The organism is Candidatus Babeliales bacterium (assembly GCA_019749895.1).
GTDB lineage: Bacteria > Babelota > Babeliae > Babelales > RVW-14 > AaIE-18.
This window is the reverse complement of sequence record JAIEPG010000016.1, coordinates 1-4,436: the sequence shown is the minus strand read 5'-3', so window position 1 is coordinate 4,436 and position 4,436 is coordinate 1. Positions and strand designations below refer to the sequence as shown.

The 4,436-nt window shown below is 40.0% G+C and carries 9 protein-coding genes; 5 read left to right on the top strand and 4 right to left on the bottom strand.

Annotation, left to right across the window (positions count from 1 at the left end; all coding sequences use genetic code 11):
- From K2W90_07055 to K2W90_07040, 4 genes are all read right to left on the bottom strand, one after another.
- On the bottom strand, positions 1-170 hold a 170-nt coding region (locus tag K2W90_07055; protein MBY0354093.1), incomplete at its 3' end, for a type II toxin-antitoxin system RelE/ParE family toxin.
- Positions 170-394, bottom strand: coding sequence for a ParD-like family protein (locus K2W90_07050; protein MBY0354092.1), 225 nt, complete (start codon positions 392-394; stop codon positions 170-172). The genes K2W90_07050 and K2W90_07055, both read right to left, overlap by 1 nt.
- Before the next feature lie 122 nt (positions 395-516).
- A complete protein-coding gene (locus tag K2W90_07045) occupies positions 517-744 on the bottom strand; it encodes a hypothetical protein (GenBank protein ID MBY0354091.1) in 228 nt (75 codons plus the stop codon).
- Between the two features lie 73 nt (positions 745-817).
- The gene (locus tag K2W90_07040) at positions 818-1,846 is read right to left on the bottom strand and encodes a MerR family transcriptional regulator (protein ID MBY0354090.1); all 1,029 of its coding nucleotides are present in this window, start codon (positions 1,844-1,846) and stop codon (positions 818-820) included.
- Positions 1,847-2,058: 212 nt separating this feature from the next.
- On the opposite strand from K2W90_07040, the gene K2W90_07035 reads away from it, so the two are divergent.
- The 5 genes from K2W90_07035 to K2W90_07015 all read left to right on the top strand — a co-directional run.
- Entirely contained in the window at positions 2,059-2,562 is a 504-nt protein-coding gene (locus K2W90_07035) for a hypothetical protein (GenBank protein MBY0354089.1), read from the top strand.
- Complete coding sequence (locus tag K2W90_07030; protein MBY0354088.1) at positions 2,555-3,079, top strand: hypothetical protein; 525 nt, start codon at positions 2,555-2,557, stop codon at positions 3,077-3,079. Before K2W90_07035 ends, K2W90_07030 begins: the two co-directional genes overlap by 8 nt.
- A gap of 31 nt (positions 3,080-3,110) precedes the next feature.
- The gene (locus K2W90_07025; GenBank protein ID MBY0354087.1) at positions 3,111-3,647 is read left to right on the top strand and encodes a hypothetical protein; all 537 of its coding nucleotides are present in this window, start codon (positions 3,111-3,113) and stop codon (positions 3,645-3,647) included.
- 8 nt (positions 3,648-3,655) lie between these two features.
- Positions 3,656-4,204 carry a hypothetical protein gene (locus K2W90_07020; GenBank protein MBY0354086.1) on the top strand — a complete coding sequence of 183 codons (549 nt, stop codon included), beginning with the start codon at positions 3,656-3,658 and terminating at the stop codon, positions 4,202-4,204.
- The coding region (locus K2W90_07015) for a hypothetical protein (protein MBY0354085.1) at positions 4,201-4,436 on the top strand (236 nt) is incomplete at its 3' end. The genes K2W90_07020 and K2W90_07015, both read left to right, overlap by 4 nt.

Sequence of the window (4,436 nt, the reverse complement as noted above, 5' to 3'; positions counted from 1 at the left end):
GTCATTCTAAATTTATAAACCTGAATGCCATCTAGATCCCCCTTTTTCATTTCACCAATCAATGGGTTTGCTAAAATGATGCTTACGGCTTGATCCAAATCTTTTTTTTGATTCTTGTGTAATTTTTTTATTTGCCTAGAAAACGTTGGCGTTTGTACAACACTAATCATTATTTTTTGTCAAAAAGATATGGCTCTAAATTTTCTGATTTTGCCTCTTGCTGAGCTATGAGAATATTTTTAATAAACTCGTAAGTTAAGTCAGGATTCTCTTCGGCAATCTTGCCAATCTTTGCCCAGTGCTCAATCTGACCAGCAAGCGAACGATTCAGAGCCTTTGAAATTGTTTTGGCTTCGGAAACAATACTTTCTGACAATTTTACTGCTGTTGCCATAGCTTTTCTCCTTTATTTATGAATCATACTTCTATTTCCATCTTATCATGAAAAAAAACTTTTTGCAACCATTCGCAACCAAAAGAAACCTTTTGGCTTTTTTTGCACAAAATTATGCCATTTTAGTACTTTTTTGGCAGTTTTTTCGATCGATCAACTTGCGAAATCTCATGCTTATTTTTCGGTGCATCTTTTTTTAAAAAGCCCAAAATAACCATCATGGCCGCCCCAAGCCCAACAAGCAGCCCAGACGTAGAACGTCGCTTTACCGCAACAACGGCATAGCCAACCAGGCAACCAACAACAATAACGCTGATGCCAATAACAAGAATATTTATCCAATCAATCATGAAAGCCCCACCAAAAATTAAACGTTAAAAAAGGGCCAGCCGCTAACCGACCAGCCCTCGCTTCTACAAGCTATTAATGCGAATTGAGCGCCACTTCAATCCAACTCAATGCTTCAGGGTTAAAGAACAATTCAACATGAATCTTCTTAACCATATCCTGAGCGGTTGATAGTGTTTTTTGCTCTTCCAACTCACTCTTTTGCCGTGCCATATCTTGCCACAACATGGTTCCTATAACCAAATCTGGCGAGGTACCAACAAGCTGTTCGGTAATAAGATTGCGCCATTCTTGTGCAACTTTTTTACCCTCAGCTCCCGCTGGATCAGCTTTAAGATTTTTTAAAATCTCTTGATATAAACTATTCCAACGACCAAGCCAAAAAATCAAAGATGCCTTGCTAAACCACTGCTGAGCTTCTGGCGTAAGCGGCATGCTTGAAATTTTACCAGCACGAACACTGCGCAAAATACCGGCATTCAACTTACGTTGTTGGGCAAAGGTGTCTTTGATTGTTTTGGTAATTGTCAGCATCTGCTCAAGCATGCGTTGTGCTTGCGCGCTTTCTGGTGCCCCAAACTTCATGTCGTTAACTTGTGCAATGAGCTCTTCCCATTTCTCATATTCTTTGGGATGTTGCGAGCGAATTTCCAGCCACTCGGCAAGTTGCGCTTTATCAAGATTCTTACCGAACCATGTTTTTTTAACATCTTCTGCCATACGATACCTTTCGATTAGTGAAATTAAATCATTCCAATCGGGAGTGCCTGACGACCCAAGACGCTTAAGAACCACATTCAACGCTTCTTGAGACTGCGTAAGCTGCTCAATTTGCTCATGAAGCATGAAGCGCTGTGCTTGTAGATGCTCACGAATACCCAGCTTGTGTTGCAACATGGTTTTTATCTGGCTCAAGTTAAAACCAAAAAACTTGAGTGCTAATATTTGCTGCAACGTTGCCAGGTCCTGTTCAGTGTACCAGCGGTACCCGTTTGCCGAGCGTACCGACGGTTTGAGCAAACCAGTTTTATCATAGTACCGCAACATGCGGACCGATATTTTGGTCAAATCGCTCATTTCTTTAATGCGCCATTGTGCCATCATTGTTCCCTTCTAAAACCAAGGATAAAGTATGACATCATGTCAGGGTCAAGGAGAAAATGCTCGAATCTTATAAAATTGAATAAATATGTTCAAAGTTCATAATCATGCCGTATACTAACTTCAATTTTAAAAAAATACTCACAACGGGTATCAGCTTAACAAAACAAATTAAAGTACGCTAAAAGCAGCAAAAAATACGGAGATCGCCACTCATGCGCTATCTTTTTTTGTTTCTTGTCTTGATTGCAGCTACCGCTGCGCCAGAGAGAGTTGAAGCTACCTACAAAGAGCAGCTCCTGCAAGACGTAGCAAAAGTCGTACGATTTACCTTTTTGTGCCTAACTCCTGACAAAGAACTTGCCAAGATCAAAGAAGTACTTGAAACGTTGATTGTAAAACTTTATGATCACCTTGCCTTCGACCCTACAATCAGCCTTGAGGAGTACAAAAAAGCATGCATAACACGCGACGTTTTCTTGGATGTAGATCCTTACGCCCAATGCTTACCAGATGTAGAACGTTGGGCCCGTGATTTTTACCGAGTACTCATTACATTCAAAGAAACATTAAGTGCTATCAAAGAGCATCTTTATGTACCTCAAGCACACTTACTTTTTGCACGAGAAACAACATTAACCAACCTAACAGAAATAAGAGAGCTGTTTACAGCAGCCGACGAAATAATTAACCAGGAATTTAAGGAAGACGATGCATAAGTATTTTTTTCTCTTCTTAAGTTTTTCTCTTTTCTTGCCAACACTGCACCCAGCAGCTCCCGTACAAGAGCCTGTGTACAAACAACCAATGCTTGATAGCATTGCAAAAATTGTACGATTCACTTTTTTATGCCTACCCAACGAAGGGGCAGGAGAACAACTTATAGAACTAAAAAAAGCACTCAAAACCTTCGTTATCAAACTTTATAGTCATTTGGGCCATGACTCAAGCATAACCCAAGCAGATTACAGCCAAGCCTACCAACGCTATGATATGTGCTCAAAAGCGGATCCCTACCTACAAAAAAATGAAGACAAACAAAAATGGGCCAAAGAATTCCAAATCGGCTTTCAAAAATTGAAAGACATTCTTCCAGACATTAATGCACACGCCCAAAAGACATCTCGCGGCCGAATTTGTGGAGATGAAATGCTCAAAAACCTAGAAGAACTTACCAAGTTGGTTAAACGCATCTCAACGCTAATTAACCAAGAATACCCAATAAAAACACACTAAAAACAGTCAAAAACCACGGAGATCAACACCAATGCGCTCTATTTTTTTATTTCTCTCTCTGAGCCTCTCTCTTGCAACACCAGCACTACACAGCGCCGCAAGCCCTTGCGAGCAGCAAACATCCGATTGTAAAACACTCATTCTTAAAAGCACTGCCACTATAATCAATTTTCATAACCAATGCCTCTCACACATCGAATTTGAAAATCTCGTTAATCTCATCAAATATTTTATTGAAACCGAAGAAATGCCTGCAAAGTTACTACCAAAAATAAGCATAGGCCCAAGCTTTTCCTACGATGAGTTCAATGCATTACCAGAACTGAGCCAGAAAAGCGTCATGCGATTTAACCAAAAAAGTACCGAAGATTTCTTTGACGCACTCTCAAACATTAAAAGTATTTTTGTGACACTTAAAAAAAGAATAAAAAACGCACAATCTATTCAAAAAGAAGAAAAAACCTGGCTACAAAAAGTTACAACAAAAATCATAAACACCGCCACAACCATTCTTACCGGTTATGAAACCGCCATAAACGAATTAATGCAGGAAAAATTTGCAAAATAGGAGCCATCATGAAAAAAATTTTTTTAGTTTTTTTATTATTTTTATTTAAAGCTCCAGCACTGCACAGCGCAGCAAGTAGCAACCCAAACATTTTAGAGCAGGCAACCTACAAAACGCCAATACTTGAAGCCGTTGCAAAAATTGTACGCTTCCATTTTATGTGCTGCTCAATCAAAGAGGTCAATGATCTGATCATGCTCCTCTTCCACCACCTTGCCAATGACCACATTTTTAGCCAAGAAGATTATCAGATAGCTCATCAGCGCTACCAAATGTACAACACGCTAGCACACCCACACATGCAAGACCCAAGCAATAAAGAACTCTGGACTAACGATTTTTTTGCTGCTCTGTGCGCACTTAACAAAATCTTACCCACTGTTAAAAAGTTTTGGCAAAAATATAATCAAAGCCCAGACAAAACTATGCCAAAACAGCGCCACGCATTTTTCGAAAATTTGGATGAAATAAAAGTGCTGGTCCTAAAAATTGGCAATGCTTTTGTGCAAGCAAATAATGCAATTCGAGAAGCACAAAAACACCAATCAATCACATGAAAACACCAAAAATTACCATTACTACCAACGCAAATATCGCGCTGATCAAATACTGGGGCAAGCGCGACGAAGCGCTCATGCTGCCCGCCAAAAGCAGTCTTTCAGTTGGCCTTTCAGGCCTTGCCACCACCACCACTTTTGAGTTGGCAGAACGCGATTGTGTTGTTGCACCCGAACAAGCGGGAAAAAATTTTGCAGCAAAAGTTTTGCAATTTGTTGAGCACGTGCGCCA

Bases quoted from the DNA above. Each gene is read 5' to 3' on its own strand.
- K2W90_07050 (MBY0354092.1), bottom strand. From the start codon at position 394: ATGGCAACAGCAGTAAAATTGTCAGAAAGTATTGTTTCCGAAGCCAAA.
- K2W90_07045 (MBY0354091.1), bottom strand. From the start codon at position 744: ATGATTGATTGGATAAATATTCTTGTTATTGGCATCAGCGTTATTGTT.
- K2W90_07040 (MBY0354090.1), bottom strand. From the start codon at position 1,846: ATGATGGCACAATGGCGCATTAAAGAAATGAGCGATTTGACCAAAATA.
- K2W90_07035 (MBY0354089.1), top strand. From the start codon at position 2,059: ATGCGCTATCTTTTTTTGTTTCTTGTCTTGATTGCAGCTACCGCTGCG.
- K2W90_07030 (MBY0354088.1), top strand. From the start codon at position 2,555: ATGCATAAGTATTTTTTTCTCTTCTTAAGTTTTTCTCTTTTCTTGCCA.
- K2W90_07025 (MBY0354087.1), top strand. From the start codon at position 3,111: ATGCGCTCTATTTTTTTATTTCTCTCTCTGAGCCTCTCTCTTGCAACA.
- K2W90_07020 (MBY0354086.1), top strand. From the start codon at position 3,656: ATGAAAAAAATTTTTTTAGTTTTTTTATTATTTTTATTTAAAGCTCCA.